The 20,886-nt window shown below is 44.5% G+C and carries 19 protein-coding genes and 1 other annotated feature; of the genes, 5 read left to right on the top strand and 14 right to left on the bottom strand.

Going from position 1 to position 20,886, the window contains the following annotated elements:
* Positions 1-3 precede the first annotated feature (3 nt).
* Entirely contained in the window at positions 4-1,440 is a 1,437-nt protein-coding gene (locus MHO32_RS01830) for an alanine/glycine:cation symporter family protein (protein ID WP_005447878.1), read from the bottom strand.
* Between the two features lie 722 nt (positions 1,441-2,162).
* On the opposite strand from MHO32_RS01830, the gene MHO32_RS01825 reads away from it, so the two are divergent.
* Positions 2,163-2,348, top strand: a complete 186-nt coding sequence (locus MHO32_RS01825) for a DUF3545 family protein (protein WP_005447876.1) — start codon at positions 2,163-2,165, stop codon at positions 2,346-2,348.
* Between the two features lie 229 nt (positions 2,349-2,577).
* Here MHO32_RS01825 and MHO32_RS01820 read toward each other — a convergent pair whose 3' ends face one another.
* From MHO32_RS01820 to nfo, 3 genes are all read right to left on the bottom strand, one after another.
* On the bottom strand, positions 2,578-3,129 hold the full coding sequence (locus MHO32_RS01820; protein ID WP_005447874.1) for a hemerythrin domain-containing protein: 552 nt from the start codon (positions 3,127-3,129) through the stop codon (positions 2,578-2,580).
* A 142-nt stretch (positions 3,130-3,271) separates the two neighbouring features.
* Complete coding sequence (gene ung / locus MHO32_RS01815; RefSeq protein ID WP_005447865.1) at positions 3,272-3,952, bottom strand: uracil-DNA glycosylase; 681 nt, start codon at positions 3,950-3,952, stop codon at positions 3,272-3,274.
* A gap of 405 nt (positions 3,953-4,357) precedes the next feature.
* Positions 4,358-5,245 carry a deoxyribonuclease IV gene (nfo, locus tag MHO32_RS01810; protein ID WP_005447864.1) on the bottom strand — a complete coding sequence of 296 codons (888 nt, stop codon included), beginning with the start codon at positions 5,243-5,245 and terminating at the stop codon, positions 4,358-4,360.
* Between the two features lie 326 nt (positions 5,246-5,571).
* Between nfo and grcA the strand changes: the two genes are divergently transcribed.
* Positions 5,572-5,949 (top strand): autonomous glycyl radical cofactor GrcA, encoded by a 378-nt coding sequence (grcA, locus tag MHO32_RS01805; protein WP_005434930.1) that lies wholly within the window; start codon positions 5,572-5,574, stop codon positions 5,947-5,949.
* 111 nt (positions 5,950-6,060) lie between these two features.
* On the opposite strand, the gene MHO32_RS01800 is transcribed toward grcA, so the two are convergent.
* From MHO32_RS01800 to thrA, 4 genes are all read right to left on the bottom strand, one after another.
* Positions 6,061-6,720 (bottom strand): NADPH-dependent FMN reductase, encoded by a 660-nt coding sequence (locus MHO32_RS01800; protein ID WP_047512476.1) that lies wholly within the window; start codon positions 6,718-6,720, stop codon positions 6,061-6,063.
* Between the two features lie 140 nt (positions 6,721-6,860).
* On the bottom strand, positions 6,861-8,141 hold the full coding sequence (thrC, locus tag MHO32_RS01795) for a threonine synthase (protein WP_009702444.1): 1,281 nt from the start codon (positions 8,139-8,141) through the stop codon (positions 6,861-6,863).
* On the bottom strand, positions 8,138-9,094 hold the full coding sequence (gene thrB, locus MHO32_RS01790) for a homoserine kinase (RefSeq protein WP_005447861.1): 957 nt from the start codon (positions 9,092-9,094) through the stop codon (positions 8,138-8,140). The genes thrC and thrB overlap by 4 nt, the downstream gene beginning before the upstream one ends.
* A gap of 20 nt (positions 9,095-9,114) precedes the next feature.
* A complete protein-coding gene (thrA, locus tag MHO32_RS01785; RefSeq protein ID WP_239210553.1) occupies positions 9,115-11,574 on the bottom strand; it encodes a bifunctional aspartate kinase/homoserine dehydrogenase I in 2,460 nt (819 codons plus the stop codon).
* A gap of 53 nt (positions 11,575-11,627) precedes the next feature.
* Positions 11,628-11,744, bottom strand: a sequence feature (Thr leader region).
* A 441-nt stretch (positions 11,745-12,185) separates the two neighbouring features.
* Between thrA and MHO32_RS01780 the strand changes: the two genes are divergently transcribed.
* Entirely contained in the window at positions 12,186-12,656 is a 471-nt protein-coding gene (locus tag MHO32_RS01780; protein ID WP_005447857.1) for a hypothetical protein, read from the top strand.
* On the opposite strand, the gene MHO32_RS01775 is transcribed toward MHO32_RS01780, so the two are convergent.
* Entirely contained in the window at positions 12,653-13,135 is a 483-nt protein-coding gene (locus MHO32_RS01775) for a putative 4-hydroxy-4-methyl-2-oxoglutarate aldolase (protein WP_005447855.1), read from the bottom strand. The genes MHO32_RS01780 and MHO32_RS01775 overlap by 4 nt on opposite strands.
* Before the next feature lie 54 nt (positions 13,136-13,189).
* Complete coding sequence (locus MHO32_RS01770) at positions 13,190-13,597, bottom strand: DUF3293 domain-containing protein (RefSeq protein ID WP_005447853.1); 408 nt, start codon at positions 13,595-13,597, stop codon at positions 13,190-13,192.
* Between the two features lie 361 nt (positions 13,598-13,958).
* Here MHO32_RS01770 and arcA point away from each other — a divergent pair, with 361 nt between their 5' ends.
* Complete coding sequence (gene arcA, locus MHO32_RS01765) at positions 13,959-14,675, top strand: two-component system response regulator ArcA (protein WP_005447851.1); 717 nt, start codon at positions 13,959-13,961, stop codon at positions 14,673-14,675.
* Between the two features lie 104 nt (positions 14,676-14,779).
* On the opposite strand, the gene MHO32_RS01760 is transcribed toward arcA, so the two are convergent.
* Positions 14,780-15,229, bottom strand: a complete 450-nt coding sequence (locus tag MHO32_RS01760) for a hypothetical protein (RefSeq protein ID WP_005447850.1) — start codon at positions 15,227-15,229, stop codon at positions 14,780-14,782.
* A 1-nt stretch (position 15,230) separates the two neighbouring features.
* Positions 15,231-17,600 carry an aerobic respiration two-component sensor histidine kinase ArcB gene (arcB, locus tag MHO32_RS01755; protein ID WP_038899012.1) on the bottom strand — a complete coding sequence of 790 codons (2,370 nt, stop codon included), beginning with the start codon at positions 17,598-17,600 and terminating at the stop codon, positions 15,231-15,233.
* On the opposite strand from arcB, the gene MHO32_RS01750 reads away from it, so the two are divergent.
* On the top strand, positions 17,590-17,784 hold the full coding sequence (locus MHO32_RS01750; protein ID WP_050933910.1) for a hypothetical protein: 195 nt from the start codon (positions 17,590-17,592) through the stop codon (positions 17,782-17,784). The genes arcB and MHO32_RS01750 overlap by 11 nt on opposite strands.
* A gap of 39 nt (positions 17,785-17,823) precedes the next feature.
* Here MHO32_RS01750 and MHO32_RS01745 read toward each other — a convergent pair whose 3' ends face one another.
* On the bottom strand, positions 17,824-19,569 hold the full coding sequence (locus MHO32_RS01745) for a sensor domain-containing diguanylate cyclase (RefSeq protein ID WP_009697620.1): 1,746 nt from the start codon (positions 19,567-19,569) through the stop codon (positions 17,824-17,826).
* Positions 19,570-19,619: 50 nt separating this feature from the next.
* Positions 19,620-20,564, bottom strand: coding sequence for a TIGR01212 family radical SAM protein (locus tag MHO32_RS01740; protein WP_017190093.1), 945 nt, complete (start codon positions 20,562-20,564; stop codon positions 19,620-19,622).
* Positions 20,565-20,886: the final 322 nt, after the last annotated feature.

Raw genomic sequence — 20,886 nt, 5'->3', positions numbered from 1 at the left:
CACTTAGTCTTCTTTTTTCGTGTTGTCCCAAATGCCATCTTCTAGCTGAGACTTCAGCTCAGGGAAGTCATTTGCATCAAACGTCGGCACTTTACCTTCGCTTAGCTGGCGGTTGTAGTCTTTCGCCAGTTTAATCACGATACCAGATAGCAATAGAATCGCCACCAAGTTCACTATCGCCATCAAACCCATTGATACGTCAGCCAGTGACCAAACCACAGGTAGTGATGCTAGCGCACCGAACATAACCATACCCAATACAATGATACGGAAGATGCCTAGACCTGCTTTGTGGTTGTGCTCTAGGAAGATTAGGTTCGTTTCAGCGTATGAGTAGTTCGCAATAATCGAAGTAAATGCGAAGAAGAAGATCGCAACAGCAACAAAGATGCTGCCCCAATCACCAACTTGTGAGCTCAATGCACGCTGAGTTAGCTCAATACCGGTCACTTCCGTTGCTTGACCAACGTACTCACCTGACATAAGGATGATAGCCACTGTCGCAGAACAGATAACAATCGTATCCATGAATACGCCTAGCATCTGAACGTAACCTTGAGATGCAGGGTGCGGTGGATAAGGGGTTGCAGATGCTGCTGCATTTGGTGCAGAACCCATACCAGCTTCGTTCGAGAACAGACCGCGTTTGATACCGTTGATCATCGCTTGTGCGATTGCGTAACCAAGACCACCCGCAGCTGCTTCTTGCAGACCAAATGCGCTCTTGAAGATAAGCATTAGCACATCTGGTAGTTTGTCTAGGTTAGAGAACATCACAAACAACGCTAGTAGTAAGTATGCTAGTGCCATCACTGGAACAATCAGTTCAGCTACTTTCGCAATACGCTTAATACCACCAAAGATAACGACGGCTGACAGTGCTACAACAGCAATACCAACATAAAGGTCATTCCAACCAAATGCAGTGCTCATTGCGTTTGCAATTGAGTTTGCTTGAACGGCATTGAATACCAAACCAAAAGCGATGATTAGGAAAATCGAGAACAGCACGCCCATCCAGCGCATGCCCAAACCTTTTTCCATGTAGTAAGCAGGACCACCGCGGTAGTTGCCATCATCATCTTTGGTTTTGTATAGCTGCGCTAGCGTACTTTCCGCAAACGACGTCGCCATACCAAGCATTGCAATCAACCACATCCAGAAGATTGCACCAGGACCACCTGCTGTCAAAGCAACAGCAACACCCGCCATGTTACCTGTACCTACACGTGCAGCAAGACTAGTACAAAGCGCTTGGAAAGAAGAAATACCAGCTTTGTCTGCTTTACGGCTGTTCTTCAGAACAGAGAACATGTGGCCGAAATGACGGAATTGAATGAATCCCAATCGAACGGTGAAGTAGATTCCTACACCAACAAGAAGATAAACCAGAATCGAACCCCAAAGGAGATCGTTCATCAAATTGATTAAGTCTGTCATGTGTACCTCAAAGTGAGTTGCGCCGGTCTTTGCTTCCAAGCCATCCACCAGATTGCCTGCTAAGTGTCAAAGTGTGCTTAGCTTTTTGAGTAATGTTTATTGCGCAATCTAGAATCGTAAACGTCGCTTCATGCATCCATTTTACGTACCAGCGTATTTTTTGACGGGCGGATAATGCAGCCTCGAAAAGCAAAAATCAATATGCAACAAGTAAAATAACCTTGTTATTTTTCACTAGAAAGTCACCAAAAGTTAACATAAAAGGAAAACTTAACGCTCACAAACAGCAACATCTTGTTTATCAAATCTCAACATAAATAGCCCTTTCATCATTAACAAAACGCAATACCATTTATTTTTGATGAGGCTAGTTATCACAAGGTATCTGAGAAAAATTTCTTACTCCGCTTTGTTACGATTGGATACATTTTAATCAAAGCGATGCTATGCAACCTTAGTATTCAAAAATTGAGTAAAATGAGCCCTTCGAATTAACATACCAAATCTCTTCATTTAATCGTTTTCGTGAGTTCGTTCGCTTATTTTTTGTCCACTTCAGATATGTGCAAAATGTGATTCTGTGAGTATTTTTACGCGAAAATGTCATGTTACCGACACAAATGCGAAATATATCATGGTTATTCTCACGCCTATTGTGGTACTTAAAAAGCTCCACAAGGACTGGATATAACAGTTTAGATAGAAAAAGGTAAAGGTGGCTTATGGAAGGCTTTCAACTCGATGACCTATTTGGTCTGGATACTACCTCAACAACCAAGTCTCGCTCAAAACCAGTGAAGCGTAAGTGGCGAGAAATCGAAGAAATGAACGATAGACGCAATTTGCTCAAAGAGCTGCGCGAACTCGATGTCTGCAACGACATCACTCTGGATGACATCAAACTATAATTCGCACAAAAGGCACCTCAATGGTGCCTTTTGTCATTTATAGAGAGGACAAAAGTGGGTGATTTTCATGCTGATTTTATTGGCATGACGCCCATTCTTATCTATTGAGAATTTCCCTCAGTTTTCACTCATATTTTAAACGAGACAATTTCTAAACAATTCCCATCAGACAAGAAAATGACGAAACAAACTACGCACACGCAATCGATTACTTCGTCATTTTTATGTTTTAGACAAACTCAGCGTCGTTCTGACGCACTCGATCAGCAAGTTGCTTGTAGCGATCTGCAATAGTATTACCAAACACAGGATCGTCTTCGTTCTCATGCCATAGGCTTTCAACATATTGCCAGTCTTGCGAAGTGAACAACTCTTCAATTAGAGGTAAGATTTGGCGCTCTTCTAACTCGAGGTGGCGCTTTTGCGTCACGATGAAGTCTTCAAGCTGAGCAACGAACATATCTTGAGGGACAACAGCATCCTGCAAAATCATCTCAATCAACATTGAAAACGCTTTGGTTTTGTCCGCCAGATCTTGATGTTCCTGTTCCAAGTTTTCCATGGTCTTTTGCTGACCATAATGCTCTAGGAAGTAGCGATAGAGAATGTCTTCTTTAGGATGGTGAATTTTTTCTGAATGGTTAGAAAGATAATCCACGATCTCACTCACCAACGCATAGTTGATGGCGCGTTCTTGTTTAATCTCATTCAATTTGTGGCGCAGTATTGCCAGCAGACGGACCATATAGCCGTGTTCGCGTCGAATTCTTTCGATCATCATAGCGTCTCTCCTTAACACCTACTTTTAATAAGTGTATATGAGAAAGCGAAAACCTGACTCGACGGTGTTCAAAAAAACAGCGATCGTGATGTCACGATCGCTGTACTGATTGCTCTCTCCTTATATAAGAGGAAAGTGCACTTTACACCGCCATTGGTAGGTGCCAATTGATGACCTCTTTGCCTTGCTGAGAGAGGATCTGGTTCGCTTGTGAAAATGGTTTGCTACCAAAGAAACCTCGGTGAGCAGACAACGGTGATGGATGCGGTGCCGTTAACACATAGTGTTTGTTACGATCGATAAAGCGACCTTTCTTCTGCGCGTGTGAGCCCCACAGCAGGAACACCACACCTTGTTGATGCTGGTTAATCGCTTCAATTACGCGGTCAGTAAAGGTTTCCCAACCCGTTTTTGAGTGCGAGTGTGCTTTGCCCTGCTCTACCGTCAATACGGTATTAAGTAGCAACACACCTTGCTCTGCCCAGCTTTGCAAAAAACCATGTTGAGGAATTTGAAAACCTTCGATATCTTGCGCCAACTCTTTGTACATATTCACCAAAGACGGTGGCGTTTTAATGCCGGGCAACACAGAGAAACACAAACCATGCGCTTGATTAGGACCGTGGTAAGGATCTTGCCCCAGAATCACTACCTTAACGTCTTTGAACTCGGTAAAACGAAAAGCGTTAAATACGTCTTTGGCTGGCGGATAAATGGCTTTGCCTGCCGCTCGTTCTGCTTCAACAAAATTCAAAGTATCGACAAAGTAGCTCTGCTGTTTTTCTTCGCCGATCACATCGTGCCAAGTGGGTAACTGATTCATGGAAAGTTCCTGTCCTAAAGTTTCCCTCTATTCTAACGAGCGAAACCCAAACAAACAAAAACTTACCACCAGCTTGAGACGGCTTTTCAAAAACTGACGCGCAGACAGCTGGTGTTAATCCATGCTGGTTTGGCTAAAACCAAAGTAACCAATACTAATAATGATGACGCTAATAACGCTGCGGCGTTCGAAAGTGCCCTTGCCCTGAGATATGGCGGTTTGGGGCTGGTAAACGTAATACTCGTCGAGAGTGTGTCGTTGGGATAAAAGAAACTGGTCGAGACATATTGTCATCCTCCTAACTAGCTTCGCCTAACTACAACGTTGAGTTCAGGCGTTTAAAACAAGCGCATAACCGCTCAATGGTTTTAGCTAAGAAAGAAGGATGCCAACTTTACCATCCCGTTAGGAATTAACCATTTCTTCAATGTGGAATTGGCGTAAGGTGTTGATTTCTTGCTGCCAAATATCTGGGTCAATTGTTTCTAAAATCAAAGGGATACCATCAAAACGTGGATCTTTAGCGATGTACTCAAAACAGCTCCAACCGATCTCGCCTTTGCCTAATGAGTGGTGACGGTCAACCTTGCTAGCGAATTCGACTTTCGAATCATTTAGATGCATTGCTCTTAAATAGTGCATGCCTACGATACGATCGAACTCGGCAAAGGTATGCTCACAATCCTCTTTGGTACGCAGATCGTAACCGGCAGTAAACGTGTGGCAAGTATCAAGACACACGCCAACGCGTTCTTTGTCTTCTACTTGATCGATGATTTCAGCCAAATGCTCAAACTTCCAGCCTAAGTTAGTGCCCTGACCTGCCGTATTCTCAATCACTGCGATCACATTCGGCACTGCTTTGTGCGCCAGGTTGATCGACTCGGCTATCGTCGACAAACACGCCTGTTCTGACACTTTCTTTAAGTGGCTACCAGGGTGGAAGTTGAGCAAGGTTAAACCTAACTGGTTACAACGCTCCATCTCGTCAATAAATGCCGCGCGGGATTTATTCAGCTTTTCTTCTTCCGGCGCCCCCAAGTTAATCAGATAAGAGTCATGGGGCAGAATGTGTTCGGCGCCGAAGCCAAGCATTTTGCAGTTTGCTTTGAATGCACTAATGGTTTTTTCTTCGAGTGGTTTAGCAACCCATTGACGCTGGTTCTTAGTAAACAGAGCAAACGCATTCGCACCAATCTCACGAGCACGAAGAGGCGCTTGATCGACTCCTCCAGCCGCGGACACGTGAGCACCAATAAATTTGTTTCCAAACTTGTTTTTCATGTTTGTCATTTAATCACTTTAGACTTTCAGGATGACTACCTAAATACAGGCAGTTGCGTTACCAAGGTTAATTTTTGAGCTCGTTTTGTAGTAAATTTACAACAAAATTAACTTTTAAATATTTTTTATATTATCAAATAAATTGTAAATAGTATGTTTTCAAACGTTTTATTGATTTAACTCAAGAAAATCACCTTCAAAAAATTAAGGTTTTTGGTTGTTTTTTGACTTAAATCAATATTAAAATGATGGATATTGGCTATATAATACTTAGCTCGACAAAAATTCGAAAATTAACACCAATAATCACCACGTAAGTGGTCTAGGAGATAGTGATGATCCAAGGTATCCAAATTACTAAAGCAGCTAACGACGAACTACTAAACTCAATCTGGCTACTAGATAGCGAGAAGAACGAAGCGCGTTGTGTTGCTGCAGCATCAACTTACGAAGCAGACCAAGTTATCGCAATCAGCGACCTAGGTGAATACGAAAGCCGTGAAGTAGCAATCGAAACTGCTCCTCGCATCGAAGGTGGTCAACACCTAAACGTGAACGTTCTTAAACGTGAAACTCTAGAAGATGCAGTTGCACACCCAGAGAACTACCCACAGCTAACTATCCGTGTTTCTGGTTACGCAGTACGTTTCAACTCGCTAACTCCAGAACAGCAACGTGACGTAATCGCTCGTACTTTTACTGAGTCTCTATAATCTCTCAGTAAACTAGTTTGCTAGAATTTAAAAAGCTTGGTCAGCAATGACCAAGCTTTTTTTGTTTCTGGATCCTTCGAAACCCTTCCGATAGTAAAAAGCAACTCGCCTTCAAGGTGCATTTCTTTGCGAAGGATCTTTCTGAAACGCTTGTGCCAACGAGGTTGGATCAAGCCTATCTCTTTGCAGTGACGCCCCTTCTGCCCACCAAATCAGTTGATGCAGGGTGCGATTCATATAACTGTCCCACTGCGCCTGCTCCGACTCATTCGCAGCCACACCGTGCTCATCAAATACCTCTTGTGCTTTCGGAATGTGGATCATTGCCGACACAGGCAAGCACCCCAACTCGGATAAGAAAGTACGCATCGACACTGCAGCACGAGCACCACCCCATTGCCCGGCAGAGTAGGTCACGATAGCACTTGGCTTATAGGAAAACAGCGAACTGCCAAAGTGATTAAGCATGTTTGCCAAAGCTGGGCTCATCGAATGGTTGTATTCCGGGCTAACCATCACATACCCATCGGCCTGTTTGATTTTGTCTGCCAACTCACTTAGGTGCTGTGGCACTTTAGAGCGGTGATAAGCAAACTCGGGCTTAAACACATCGCCAAAGTCATAGTTCAATGGGTCGATGATTTCGACAGTATGTTGCGAATGCTGACTCACGATGAGTTTTTCACACGCTAAACTAACTCGCATCCCTAAACGGGCTGGTCGTGGTGGTGTGCTGTCTCTCACTGAGCCAAGAAAAATCAAAAAATGCATGCTTCTCTTTCCATCTCATTCGGTTAAGTTCGTTTCTCAAGCATAAAGAGAGTTAAAACTTACCGGCAATAAAAAAGGTGAATGACTACTCATCCACCTCTCGTTATTTGTGCTTTTGATACTGACTGTGCTTTTGAAGCTTACTGCACGCGGCGCAGTACTTGTTTCAATGCGTCAAAGTCTGCGTCGAGATCTTCTGATAACAGTTCCATCGCAGCGTGCTTCGCTAGCGGTGCAGGAAGGTCAATGTCAGATTGCAGAATGTCATCCACCACTTCTTTGAACTTCGCAGGGTGTGCAGTACATAGGAACAGACCGGTCTCACCATCTTGCAGTTGCTCTTCAAGAACACGGTAAGCAATCGCACCGTGCGGTTCACACAGGTAACCTAAAGCATGTAAGTCTTTCACTGACTGAGCGCTTTGCTCATCAGATACAGCACCTTTTCCTAGCGTCTCCAAGCCCCACTCTTTCACGCGGCACAACTCTTCGATACGAGGCCAGTTGTTTGGTTGACTCACGTCCATCGCGTTCGATGTCGTTGCGACCGTTGGTTTTGGCTCCCACTTACCCGTTTGTAGGTAACGCGGTACCGTGTCATTAGCATTAGTTGCAGCGATAAAACGTTTGATAGGCAGACCCAGTGCTTTTGCCAGTAGACCAGCAGTTAGGTTACCAAAGTTACCACTTGGTACAGACACGACTAGGTTTTCACGCTCTTGCTTACTCATTTGCGCGGCAGCTTCAAAGTAGTAACAGATTTGTGCCATCAAGCGGCTGATGTTGATTGAGTTTGCAGAGTTCAGACCGATCTCTTCACGCAATGCCGAATCATCAAAAGCTTGCTTAACCAGAGCCTGACACGCGTCGAAGTCACCATCGATCGCGACAGTGTGAATGTTTTTACCAAGCGTACAGAATAGCTTTTCTTGCAGTGGGCTGATCTTGCCTTTCGGGTAAAGAATCACAACGTTGATGTCTTCCATACCGTAGAAAGCGTGCGCAACGGCTGCGCCAGTATCGCCAGAAGTTGCAGTCAGAATGGTGATCTTGCCACCGTCCGAAACAGCTGCAAGAGATTGCGCCATAAAGCGACCACCAAAGTCTTTAAATGCAAGCGTTGGACCATGGAACAGTTCCAGAGCGTAAACACCGTCTTTCACTTGATTAATTGGCGCAGGGAATTGGAATGCAGCGTCAACCAATGCGTTAACTTGCTCTTCCGCCAGCTCATCACCAATCAGTGCAGATAGGATTTTCGTGCTACGAGAGACGAAGTCTTCTGCCAGTAGCGCATCAACGTCTTCAAATTTTGGTAATTCCGATGGGAAAAATAGACCTTGGTTACGACCTAACCCTTGGCGAACGGCTTGACCAAAGGAAACTTGTTCATCATTTTCTTTTATATTGTAAAGCTTCATAGCTCACTTCCTGTTACTTTCGAACCCTGTTTATCTAGACGACAAACGTGGACGAATCCTTCTTCGTTTTGTACGTAGTTCTGTTCTAACCAGCGAGCAACTCGCTCAGCGACATCTTTCTCTTTGCAAATACTGAACAGTGTCGGACCACTGCCAGAAATACCGGTTGCCAATGCACCCGCAGACGCTGCGTATTGACGTGCATTTGCAAAACCCGGGAGCAGTTTCTCACGATACGGTTCTGCGATCACGTCTTTGATCATTTTTGCAGCAAGTTCTGGCTGACCAGAATGACACGCATGAATAAAGCCCGCAAGATGGCGACCATGAGCAATGATATCTTGTCGGCGATATTGAGATGGTAGGATCTCACGTGCTTCTGCTGTTGATACTTTGATACCCGGATACGCCATCACCCAGAACCAATCATCAAAGCAAGGCACTTCTTGACTGATGATACCCAACTCTTCAAGCATCAATTGCACACCACCAAGGTAACACGGTGCGACGTTATCGTAGTGAATACCACCAGAGATCTTGCCTTCCATTTCTCCCATCAGCGCCAGTAACTCTGTCTCGTTAAGCGGCTGACCATGGAATCGGTTCAATGCATCTAATGCAGCAACGATAGAACATGCACTTGAGCCTAATCCAGAGCCGATTGGCATGTTCTTTTCTAGTGTCATTTCAAGTGGCTTTAGCTCGACGCCTTTCTTGTCTAGCTCGCGAGCAAACACTACCCAACAATCGTAAACGATGTTCTCTTTTGGCTCAGTTGGTAGCTTCTCAACAAAATCACCAGCCGTCTTTAGGCTGAACGGCTCAGCCCCAGACTTAACCAATACACGGTCACCCAATAGTGTGCCATCAACTGGGGACACCGCAGCCCCCAGAACATCAAAACCAACGCTTACATTACCAATTGATGCTGGGGCGTAGACCACTACATCCATATCACTTGAACTCATTGTCGTTATACCCCTAGCTTCCAACCTAAAGTACGCATCACATCCGAGAATACGCCCGCTGCCGTAACCTCAGTACCCGCACCGTAACCACGCAATACCAGTGGAATTGGTTGGTAGTAGCGGCTGTAGAATGCCAGTGCGTTTTCACCATCTTTGATCTTAAACATCGGATCATTTTCATCTACGGCAGCAATGCTTACCGTGCATTTACCATCAACAATTTCACCCACATAACGCAGCACTTTGCCCTCTTCCGCCGCTTTAGCTGACAGCTCTTTAAAGTACGCGTCCGCCTCTGGTAAACGTTCCATGAACTCTTCAACGCTGCCTGAGTCATCAAAACCTGGTGGCAGAGCTTGATCAACCACAACGTCTTCTAGTTCTAGGGACATACCAGCTTCACGAGCAAGGATAAGTAGCTTACGCGCAACGTCCATACCCGATAGATCATCACGAGGGTCAGGTTCGGTAAAGCCGTTTTGCTTGGCGATGTTGGTTGCTTCACTTAGGCTCATGCCTTCGTCTAACTTGCCGAAGATGTAAGAAAGAGAGCCAGAAAGGATGCCGCTGAAGCGCTCTAGTTCATCACCTGCTGAGATTAAGTTTTGTAGGTTTTCGATTACCGGTAGACCTGCACCTACGGTTGTTTCATACATCAGCTTACGACGAGAGCTGCGCGCAACATCGCGAAGTTGATGGTAGTAGGCCATGCTTGCTGTGTTTGCTTTCTTGTTTGGCGTGACTACGTGGAAACCTGCTGCTAGGAAGTCTGCGTATTGATTCGCGATATCTTCACTTGAAGTACAGTCAACCAATACTGGGTTGATGATGTGGTTGCGTTGCACTAAAGAAATCAGACGCGCTAGGCTGAACTCTTCTGTCGCTGCCGACATACGGTCACGCCAATGCTCCAGTGGCAGCCCTTCACTATCAAGTAGAAGACCTTTGCTGTTTGCTAAGCCGCATACGCGAATCACAATGCCTTTTTCCGCAAGCTTCGCTTGTTGACGCTCGATCTGATCCACCAGTTCACCACCAACGCCGCCAATACCAACCACGAATACATCTAGGAAGTGCTTAGAGTTGAATAGGTTCTCGTGACAGGCTTTGATCGCTTCAGAGATTTTATCTTCAGGAATCACGGCTGAGATTGCACGCTCAGATGAGCCCTGTGCAATAGCTACAATGTTTACGTTCACTTCAGCAAGAGATGAGAAGAAACGAGATGCAACACCGCGTGATGTACGCATACCGTCACCCACAAGTGTCACAATAGAAACATCATCAATGAACTCGACTGGTTCAAGTAGACCGTCTTTTAGTTCAAGTTCAAACGCATCCGCCAATACTTGTTGTGCTTTTGCTTTGTCTTGCGCTTCGATACAGAAGCTGATGCTGTACTCAGAAGAGGATTGAGTGATCAGAACGATAGACACACCGGCTGATGACATTGCACCAAATACTCGGCTTGCCATGCCAACCATACCCTTCATACCAGGACCAGACACGTTAACCATCGTTAGGTCGTTCAGCGTCGTGATGCCTTTGATTGCGAGGTTATCTTCGCCAGTGTCTTGACCAATCAGCGTACCAGCCCCTTGTGGGTTAAAGCTGTTTTTGATCAGACAAGGAATATGGAATTGTGCGATAGGTGCGATGGTTTTCGGATGCAGAACGGATGCACCAAAGTACGAAAGCTCCATCGCTTCTTGGTAGCTCAGTGATTTAAGAAGACGAGCATCTTCCACCAAACGAGGGTCACAGTTGTAAACACCATCAACGTCAGTCCAAATTTCACAGCAATCTGCGCGCAAACACGCTGCAAGGACCGCAGCAGAGTAGTCAGAGCCATTACGACCAAGTGTTACTAACTCACCTTTCTCATTACCTGCGGTAAAACCAGGCATGATATTTACGTGACCTTGAGGAAGAGGATTTTGGCGGAAGTTCTGAGTAGAGACTTCAACATCGACCATCGCTTCTAGGTGATCGCCTTTTGCGTATAGATACTCGACTGGGTCGATAAGATGCGCAGGTTGCCCTTTCGCTTCTAATACCGCTTTCATCAACTGAATCGAGACGCGCTCACCTTTACTAATGATGCGTGCGTTGACATTGTTTGGGCACATACCAAGAAGATTAATGCCATGAACGAATTGGCGAAGCTGAGAAAGTGAAGTTTTTACTTGGTAATCAAATGCAGCACCATCGATGTTTGGCAATACATTTTGGATATCTGAAAATAATGCTTTGAACGAAGCTTCAAGTTCATTGATTTGCAGCTCAGCTTCACCATTGCGAAGTGCACCTTCAATCACCGCGACCAGTTTATTGGTCGTTTTGCCTGGTGCTGAAAGTACCACTGCGACTTCTTCTTGCTGCGCATTGTTGGCGATGATATCCGCCGCTCTTAGAAAGCGATCTGCATCCGCTAATGATGAGCCGCCAAACTTTAATACTCGCATCCCTTCCTCCGATGTATCTTCTTAGATCTGTCTAAATTCTTTATAAAAAAGCATAAAAAAAGGCCTGTATCTTGTTGGATACAGGCCTTTCTTGTGAATTTCTTTCGCTCAGCAGCCTGCCCCAACATTGGTCGTGTCGGTAATAATAATGGTTGTGGTCATTACTACTTGGCTGTGAGATGTCATAAATAAATATTCAACGATAGTTGTGTGTTTTCTTAACTCTACGTTTACCGAGTTTCCGAAACAGAGTCAACAAAAAATTGTGTATTTTCCGGCCTTGTAGAGATTTCTGCTGCGCAATGTCGTTGATATTTAAGTGTAATTACAATGAGTTAGTCTGCTTACGATTTTATTCTTTTTTTTCAGTCATTCGCTCATGGTTCTTACAGATCTATTAGGATGAAGATCCTATGTAAGATCTTGATGCAAATATGCACAATCGAAAACTGATCTTTGCAGGTTCTATTTAACAACAACTTAACTGTGATCAAGGTTCCTAGGATCGAATTAAGTGGAAAATAAATGAGCTGGCTTTCATATTCTATGCTTTAATAGTGAGAAGCTTTTAGCACATACTAATAACAAAGTTAGACACAAGGAGTGGTCACATGAAAAAATGGATTTTTCTGTTGCTATTCGCCGTGCCTAGCGTTTGTCTTGCTAACGATCTTCCGCCTCTTCCAGGCAAAACTTCTTCGTCTCCACACAAGCTTTTCATCTCTAGTGAAAACTATCAAACAGATAGCTTCGATGTATGGAACATAGATGGTGGTTACTCATACGAGCTGTTTGATTCCGTTGATCTTTACGTTGGTGCGCGAGTCAACAACTCGCCAACAAAAAACCAAAGCGGTTTTCTTAGTGGGATCAGTTATCACTTTAATGATCGAGTAACAGTGAAAAGTACTGTTAGATCTTATAAAGCTGAAACGGCGGAAGGTATCCGAGAAGAAGACAGTAGCCTTGCTGCTGAAGTCTCAAGTCGCGTGAAAATCACCGAGAATTTGGATCTTCACGCCACTCTAGATTACCAAGATTGGCAACAAGGCTTCGAAGTAGGATTAGGTTTCCGCTTCTAGAAGTCCAGCGCTTCTTTCGAAATCAAAACCCCATTCCAGTCTGCGTAAACATAGTGTTTTGGCTGCACGATTTGGTTTTGCATCGTCAATGTCACGTTGACTTCTCCCACGCCACGCTTCTCTGTTTTAAACGGGCATGTACCCAAAGCTTGAACACCAATATCCATTTGTGACATTTGTGCCACATCGCGAATCGCACCGTAAACAATAATGCCTTCCCAACCATTTTCGATACCGAGAATCGCGAGCTGATCACCTAACAACGCTTTTTGACATGAGCCGTGTCCATCAACAATCAGCACTTTTCCAGTGCCATCTTCGTTCAGTACTTCGCGTACTTTGGAGTTATCGTGGTAACAACGTACAGTGACAATCTCGCCATGAAAGGCCGTGCGTTGACCAAAGTTCTGCAATGGTAAGCTAAGCAGGATGACTTGGTCCTCAAACTGGTCACAAATGTCTGGTGTTATGTCTCTCATATTTCCTCCGTGAATTGTCTCACCTAAGCTGAAGCTCAGATAAGTAGTATCCTTCTAGACGAGTCGCGGCTGTATTGTTCCTAGCTTGTGCAAAACTTCAGGTTCTGAACAAGCAATCAAGTAAAGCTCGTCATCAATGACGTAATAAATCGCGTTTTGTTGAAATTGATTCGCCAGGTCTATTGCGGCTTGCGGTGTTAACTCAGCAGCATAGCTCTCTTCAAACCATTCAAATGTCTGATCGCCAACCGTGACAGGCACGTATTTAACGTGGTTTAATTGTTGTTCGAGTTTATGATTACTTATGCAGTTCTCTTCTTTTGACCGCAGATTACTGTAAGGGTTCCAAGCAGTTATCACCGCGTAGTTGGTTACCTCCCATTCAGCGTGAAAACGGAAGAAAGACTCTGAATAAGCATTCCATAACGATGCGTCTATGTTCGTATTACTTTTTTCTATCATAACTCTTAAACGATTAATAACAGTTACATTTCATCAATTGATGTAAATCAACAAACTGAATGGAATTAACATTTGAGCATTGTTAGCATGCTGTTAACAATATAAAATCCGCTCCATATCTTAGGGTGTTTACGTTTCAGGCTCCGTAATTACAGGGAATTGAAAGGTAAACAAGCCCTATAGAATAAACGTCGCCATCGGATACTGGTGAGTTGGCAAAATTCCAAGGAAGGCGGATAACTGAAAGAAGTGTTTTTTTGATCAACTTGATTTATTATCAAAATCACATTACCTGTATGTTATATTTTTGCCTAGAATTTATTCTATTAGCACAATTTTGTCACAAATTTAGGTACCGCCAATGCAAACCCCGCAGATTCTTATCGTAGAAGATGAGCAAGTAACTCGTAACACTCTTAAGAGTATTTTTGAAGCAGAGGGATACGCTGTTTTTGAAGCCAGTGACGGTGAAGAAATGCACCAAGTGTTGTCTGAAAATTCAATCAACTTGGTTATTATGGACATTAATCTTCCAGGCAAGAATGGTCTCCTTCTAGCACGTGAACTTCGCGAGCAAGCGAACATCGCACTGATGTTCCTGACTGGTCGTGACAATGAAGTAGACAAGATCCTAGGTCTTGAAATCGGTGCTGATGACTACATCACTAAACCATTCAACCCGCGTGAACTAACTATCCGTGCTCGCAACCTGCTAAGCCGCTCAATGAGCACTAACGCTGTACAGGAAGAGAAACGCTCGGTAGAAAAATACGAGTTCAACGGTTGGGTGTTAGACATCAACAGCCGCTCTCTAGTGAGCCCATCTGGTGACAGCTACAAACTGCCACGCTCTGAGTTCCGTGCTCTACTGCACTTCTGTGAGAACCCAGGTAAGATTCAAACTCGTGCTGACCTTCTTAAGAAGATGACAGGTCGTGAGCTTAAGCCACATGACCGTACTGTAGACGTAACTATCCGTCGCATTCGTAAGCACTTCGAATCAGTATCAGGTACACCTGAAATCATCGCGACTATTCACGGTGAAGGCTACCGCTTCTGTGGCGATCTAGAAGACTAATCTGCCCCAGCATAAACAATAAGGGCTTGCTCAATGAGCAAGCCCTTTTGCTATCTGTTACTTAGCAATGAATGCAAACTTAATGGTTAATACAAGCTTAGTGGCTAATACACTTTGTCGATCTTGATGCCTTTCTCGACTAACCACTCTTTCTTGCCTGCGTCATCTAACAATAACGCCAAATCGACCGACTTCTCCATATCCGCTTCGATTTGCCATACAAACGCCACTTCCCACTGATTTTCACTGTGGGTACGTAACTCTAATAAGTCACCATCAATTTCCCACTCTGAATCACCTTGCTTAATAATCAGAGCATCAACCGTTAAGTTTGCAGGCAGCTCATTATCTGCTTTTAGGTACAATGCGCCATGAACGTTCTGCTCTTGAACTTCACCAATGGTTGGCATCAGGTTTACCCATAGGTTGCTCTTTAGCTCAACGTTCACTGTATTCATCGTGACTTGGCTGCCTTGTTGCCATCCAACTTGAGGAGCAGAACTACAACCCGCCAGTAGCGCAATTGCCAGTGCTGCCGATGCAAATTTCTTCATTTTATTTCCTCTGTTCCAACCAACTCTTCAATACTTGAATATCATTTTGATATTCGTTTTTAATTTCTTCGACCCAATCCGATATGTTCTCCCACCAAGCAGGCATATCAGGAGATTGTGCTTTCTGTGCGACGCTTTGGATGTGTTTTAAACCAATCGAGCCAGCTGCACCTTTAATTTTATGTGCTTCAGAAACAATACCGTCTTGGTCTTTTGCCGTCATGTTTGAGTCCAACACCTCGATATAATCAGGCATCATGTCTTCAAACATCTTAATACTGTCATACACAGGCTTCACGCCAACGATATCCACGTAAGACTCTAGCATATCAAGATCCAGCAAGTGGGTATTGATGACTGGAGATGGCATCGGTGTCGCCTCTTCGATGACTTCAGCTTCTGCGATCTCTTCCATCACACTCTCATTGTTCTCAACGCGCTCAACGAAGAACTTATCGATCACCGCTTGTAACGCTTGAACTGCAAGTGGTTTGCTTATGGCATCATCCATACCGTTATCGAGATATTCACGACGATCTTTCATGACATTCGCAGTCAATGCCACCAGCGGCGGTAGATTATCGTAGTGTTCACGGTAGTACTTAGCCACGTCAAACCCAGTCATGTCCGGAAGCTGAATATCAAGCAGAGCTAAGTCGTATTCATCCGGTACGAAGTTCACCAGCGCTTCCTCACCCGTCATTGCGACAGTAACAGAGTGCCCCAAGCTTTCGAGCAGAGATTTTGCAACAGTGACATTAAGTTCGATGTCTTCGACCATAAAGATATTAAGATGTACATTGTCGCGTTTTGCATCGATAACAGGTGCTTCTAACTCAACCACTGGCACGTGAATCGATACGGTAAAGGTACTACCGAATCCTTCCTCACTTGCTACGGTAATGTCACCGTCCATCATGTTGATCAGCTGCTTAGAAACCGCCAAACCGATACCAGTACCCACCGCATGCAGGTTATCTTTGCCTGATTTCACTTGGTAGTACATCGCAAAGATCTTATCGAGCTCTTCGTCTGGAATACCAATACCGGTGTCTTCCACTTCCATAATGATGGTCGCGTAATCTTCTTCAACATCGGCGCTCACCGTCATTACGACGCCACCTTCTTTGGTGAACTTCATGGCGTTGCTAACCAAGTTCCAGATAACCTGGCGTAGACGTGTCGCATCCACTTCTATCGCTTTTGGTAGCGAGCTCAAACGCTCTAGATCGAAGCGTAGCCCTTTCTGTTCAGCCATCAGAGCCGAGATACTTTCAATTTCAGCGACGAAGTCTTCAAAGTTCAATGGTGCAGGTAACAACTCCAACTTACGACGGTCAAATTTGTCCATGTCGATAATGTCGTTAAAGATGTTGCCCAAAGTAATGGCACTAACATTGATGGTTTGCATGTGCTTACGTTGCTCTTCAGTCAACTGACTATCAAGCAACATACGACTCAAGCCTACAATGCCGTTTAACGGTGTGCGCAGCTCATGACTGATAGTGGAGATAAAGGTGGTTTTATCACGGCTGGCTTTTTCTAATGATTCTTCATGACGCTTACGCTCGGTGATATCGCGACCGAAACCAACCAGACCAAGGTGGCGACCATCTTTGCTGTAGAACGGTACTTTGCGCAATTCAAAGTAATGTTTGCGACCATCAGGGTATTCTAGCCATTGCTCGTAGGTAATTGCTTGGTTATCAGCAAAGACTTTTTGGTCGGTATCGACGATATGCTCAGCCACTTCTTTGCTGTAGACATCCCAAGGGCTCAAGCCCACTAATTGGTGTTCTTTCTTACCAGTTAACTCTTCCATCGCGCGGTTACAGCCAGAAAAAACACCATCAGCGTTGCGGTAGTAAATCAAATCTGGAGATGCATCGATAAAAGAACGTAACAGCGCCGTACGCTCGGCAAGCTCAAGCTGAGTACGCTCACGTTGGAACACCTCATTCTCCAAGTCTTGCATCGCTTCTTCACGTGCTTCTTCTGCTTTAATACGCTCTTCAATTTCTTGGTTGAGCTTTTCAATGTTCTGCTGCAGTTGAAAGTTCAGCTCTTGGTCACGCGAACGCATGTCCTTAAGCTTAGATACTAACTTGGTCAGTCTTTGACGAGACTCTTCAAGCTGATCCACCACGACAGATAGGAAATACACCGCCCAAGGGGTAATAAGTAGACCAAAGAATACCGAACGAACGATATCTATATCGTCAACGTTACCCTTAAGCGCCAACGTGATACCAACTTGCACAACAACAGCCAGTGCAACCAGCGCCAACGCCAGTAGTATCGAGAAACGGACAATCCCCAGCTTAACCAATAGGTCAACATAGTACTGGGCGAGATTTTTCATGGGCTTCATTCACTACTCCATGGAACAAGCTAGACATCGAACCCTGATCAGTTTGAAAAGCAAAACCGTTAAGCGCAGTTACTCAACAGCATCAATGTTTGAAAGACACACAACTGAAATGGTGACGCTTCAGGGCTCATCAACGCCTCATGCTGTGTATTCGCAGTTTAACGTGTTTGATACGGTGATTTAAACCGCCTGCTCTCAACTTAGAGCAAGCGGTCACAAAGCGTTAATAAGAACCAGGATGAACTCGAGTGCAGTCACGCCCATCCGCCTTAGCTTGATAGAGTGCGCTGTCTGCCATTGCAACGCCCATTTCTGGTTCGTCACCATGATGCGGAATGTAAGAAACAAAGCCGATACTCACCGTCAACCGATCCGAAGTCGTTGAGTTACTATGTTCCACAGCAAGTTCGTGGATTTGTTCATGGATGCGTTTGGCAACTTTGTGTGCACCTTCCGTTGTGGTGTTTGGCAAGATAAAGCCAAACTCTTCCCCACCATATCGTGCTACGCAGTCCGATGACCGACTCACCACCTGTTGAAACGCCGCAGCGACTTGGACTAAAGCATCATCACCTTTTTGGTGACCATAGCAGTCGTTGTAGTCTTTAAAGAAATCAATATCACACAACATGATCGTCAGCGGCAATTTCTCACGAATATGGTGATACCAAAGAGTATGAAGTTGTTCATCGAAGCGGCGACGATTAGCGACTTTTGTCAGGCTGTCAGAGAAGCTTAATTTTTCTAACTCCAAATTTGCTTCCTCAAGCTTTTGCTCTGCAAGATAACGCTCAGAGATATCACGTGCCATAATCAATACACCGTTAGTACCCGATGCTCGGTCTTTAAACGGCGATTTCACCACATCAAACCAAGTATGATATCCATCAGTGCTGCTCACTTTATCGATGTAGCGTACAGGTTGTGTTTGCTGCAATGCTTGCATGTCACTAGCTTCCAAACGAAGGTAAATATCATCAGGCACTACGTCTTGTAGTCGCTTACCAATCAAATCCCCTACATCAGAAATGCCTAACGCATTCACAAATGGTTTATTACAAGCCTGGTAAACCATGTTTTCATTGAAGATACCGATAGAGTCTGGGCTGGCATCCAAAATGGTTTGTAAGATGGTATCGCGCTGTGCCAAAGCGACTTCGGTATCTTTACGACGTTCCATTTCATCGCGCAAATTCTGCTGCATCTTGTGCCATTCAGTAACATCATGACTGATAGACAAAGTACCAATCATCTCTCCAGACTGAGAAACCAAAGAACTTTGGTTTACTTCCAACAAACAACTTCGACCTTGCTGATCGGTTGTCCAACGCCTCTCAGTTTTACGTGTAGCTATTGGGTTCATCTTGGAGGAGCAAGCTTCTTCTCTGCGCCCTTCCCAAAACAGGTCAAACGCACGGTTGGTTGTCAGTACTTTACCTTGCTTATCTTGCAGACATATCAATTCAGATAACGAGTCGAGAGCGGAACGAGCAATACCTAGCTGCTCTAATTCTTGTTGCTGCTCTTGGCGAGTAAACTGGTAAGGCTGAGCGTAAATAATCCATACGCGATGCCCGCGAAGTAAGCTCTTTCGACCAGATAACTCAATCTTAATATTCTCTGTTTCAGACAACCGCCAATCAAACAGCTGCTGCCCAAAATGTCGGCTGGAAAAGCTATCAAGTAATGCAATTATCTCGTCAGTATTAAAAGAAGCAGGATAGAGAAACCCAGAACCTAAACGACGGATACCAAGCAATTGCATGGCAGAATCATTGGAGAGCAACAATTGACCACTGCCCGCATCTAACACGAGAACAGGGTAAGGAGAGTCCGTAACGATAAGTTTTAAAGCAGATTGAAATCGTATATAGATCAGCGTAACTGTGATTACACATACAACAGAGAGCAGGACCACAAATCCGTAGTCGCCCTGCCCATCCCAGAGCCAATTGAGTAACTGATCCATTTTTCCGACCTTTCAAGCAAATCGGAGGAAATATAACAGTTATTAATCGATCATTCTGCCTTTAATTCTGGTTTGATATAGATGAAGGCATCACCAGTTAAGCTGCCTTGTGAGCCTTCTCGATCCAATGCACGACCAATTTCAGTCATCGCTAACCAGCGGTTTTCACACCACAGCGGCGACAAAAGAGTAGGACGGCGAGCAGCTGAGGAAACGCGATGGAAGATCACTTCTTTAGGAGTCATGCGGATCATTTCACTGGCGATAGCAACATAATCTTCCAATTCTGGGGCTTCTAGCTTTCCGGCACGCCACGCTTTCGCCATTGTACTGCCTTCTACGATATGTAAACCATGCAGTTTGATACCATCTGTGCCAACGTCCAAAACTTTACGCAATGTGTCGATGTTGTCATCGCGTGTTTCTCTAGGCAAACCGACGATCAGATGAGTACAAACTCTAATACCTAGTGCCCGAGCACGTTTGGTGATTTCTGCATAACACTCAAAGTCATGACCACGGTTGATACGCTTGAGGGTGTCATTGTTGGCAGTTTGAAGACCTAGCTCTAGCCAAATCTCATAACCTTGATTCACATAGTCAGACAGTAAATCCAGTACTGCATCAGGAACGCAATCTGGACGAGTGCCCACACAAAGGCCGACGATATCAGCAGCCTTGAGGGCTTCTTCGTACATGTTTTTGAGGACTTGTACTTCTGCATAGGTACTGGTGTACGCCTGAAAATATGCCAGATACTTCTTCGCCCTGTGGATCTCTCCAGCACGATCTTTCAATTGATCGTGGATACTTTTGATCTGTACTTCTTCATCCGCAAATGAAGCCACATTACAAAATGTGCATCCACCTCGACCAATAGTGCCATCGCGGTTTGGACAACTGAAACCACCGTGCAAAGTCAGTTTATGAACTTTTTCGCCATAACGGCGCTGAAGGTCTTGGCCTAATGTGTTGACCAACTCATGTAACTGCATAGATTCTCACCAATAGTAAACCGTAATAAATCTCACTACGATTTATGTAACTAAATTACATCCCTGCAAGAAAAAACAAATAATTCTAGTCAATTCAAACAAACAGGTGGCGGTGCGAAATCAATAAAACTGCATAAAACCAACTTAAAACCTGCAATGTTGCGTAAATGTTAAACAAAAAGTGAATATTTAAACGAAAAAATTGGGTCACAAAGACGACTTTTCGTTGCATTTCGAAGTCACAAAATTGTAGGATACTTACACAACCCCGTCGTTTTTGTGACTTTTATTACAACATCAACTGCGGGAATTGTCGGCGTTA

Source organism: Vibrio sp. MMH1-50, assembly GCF_022347645.1.
Lineage (GTDB): Bacteria > Pseudomonadota > Gammaproteobacteria > Enterobacterales > Vibrionaceae > Vibrio > Vibrio harveyi.
The sequence above is the reverse complement of the archived record's forward strand: the minus strand, read 5'-3'. Positions and strand labels throughout refer to the sequence as shown.